The sequence below is a fragment of the Nocardioides sp. GCM10027114 genome (assembly GCF_042659625.1).
Classification (GTDB): domain Bacteria; phylum Actinomycetota; class Actinomycetes; order Propionibacteriales; family Nocardioidaceae; genus Nocardioides.
Genome location: NZ_JBHSSS010000014.1, coordinates 1 through 1,442, shown reverse-complemented (window position 1 = coordinate 1,442; position 1,442 = coordinate 1). Strand labels below are relative to the sequence as shown.

Annotated in this window: 1 protein-coding gene; it reads right to left on the bottom strand. The window is 67.1% G+C overall.

What is annotated here, in order from left to right:
- Window positions 1-60 precede the first annotated feature (60 nt).
- A complete protein-coding gene (locus tag ACFP2E_RS07740) occupies window positions 61-1,302 on the bottom strand; it encodes an integrase core domain-containing protein (protein ID WP_378522514.1) in 1,242 nt (413 codons plus the stop codon).
- Window positions 1,303-1,442: the final 140 nt, after the last annotated feature.

Below are 1,442 nucleotides of genomic sequence, written 5' to 3'. Positions count from 1 at the left end.
TGTGATGTCTCAAGACATGGGTGACAGTTCTGCATCAGGGGATCGGTGACACTTGATGTATCAGGACTTCGGTGACGGTTCGGGGTTCCTGGGTCGCGGTCCAGGGGGTCGGCCGTTGCCGATGTAGGTCACTCCGGGTGCGGGTCGGGTGTGCTCGGCGAGGATCTCGCCGTCGAAATCGGTGATGGTGATCCTGTCGCCGTCGGTGACGACGAGGACCTGCTTGAACGCGTGATCGACGTCGATCTTGTAGAGGACCCTGTCCACGTGGATGACGCCGGCGCTGCTGACCTTTCTGACGCGAGTGTCGGCGGGCAAGTTGGTGGGCGGCTGTGGCCGAGGGCGCCGATATCGGCTGACGACGGGCCGGTCGAGCCAGGACTGGCTGGTGTCGGGGCGCGGCGGATCGGCCTTCGGGGTCGCTTCCCAGGCGGTCAGTGGTGTGACCCGCCCAGGGAGTCCCTGGTGGGGACGCTCGGTGTTGTAGAGGTGGTCGAAGACGTCGACCTGTGCTTGCAGTTCGGCCAGCGACTCAGCGAGCGGCTGCTTGTCGAGGTAGCGGAACAGGGTCTGGTGGAACCGTTCGTTCTTGCCTTGGGTGGTCGGCTTGTGAGGTTTGCCGGTGATCGCCTCGACACCGAGTCGGGAAACATGCTCGACGAGCTGGCCGAGGTAGCCGCGGCGGGACGGGTTCAATGCGACCCCGTTGTCGGACAGCAGTCGTTGCGGGACGCCGTGTGCGGCCACGGCCTTGTCGAAGACCGCGATCGCGTCCCTGGCGGTCTCGCCGGAGGCGACGTGGGACGCGACCGCGTAGCGGGAGTGGTCGTCGATGAGCTGGAAGATCACGCACTTGCGCCCGCCGGTGATCACGTACTCGGTGGCGTCCAGCTGCCAGCACGCGTTGGGGGCGGGGTAGACGAACCGGCGCCAGGCCGAGCGGGGCTTCTTCTTTGGCTCAAGCCGCGCGACGCCTGCCTCGCGAAAGATCCGGGCCAGCGACGCGATCGAGGGCACCTGCTCCAGCCCCATCGCGTGCATCTTGTCGTGCACGCTGATCGGCCCGTGGTCCAGCCCGGAGGCCTCGAGCGCGGACCGCACCTGTATGGCCTGGGCCTTGACCTCGCCGGTCAGCTTCGACGGGTGCGACCTCGGGCGCCGGGATCGGGGCTCGAGCACCGCCGCCGACCCCTCGGCCCTGGCGCGCTTGCGGAGCTCGTAGAACGACTTGCGGGAGATGCCGTGCTCGGCGCAGAACGTCGAGACCGCGCCGCGCGGGGCGTCATCAGGCCACTGCGAGATCGCGAGACGGACACGGGGATCGATGGGTTCACTGGCTGCCACCGCCGCAGCCTCGCGGCCGAAGTGTCACCACCAAGGCGTACGGAAGTGTCACCGATGTCCTGATGCAGAACTGTCACCGAAGTCCTGCGACATGACAG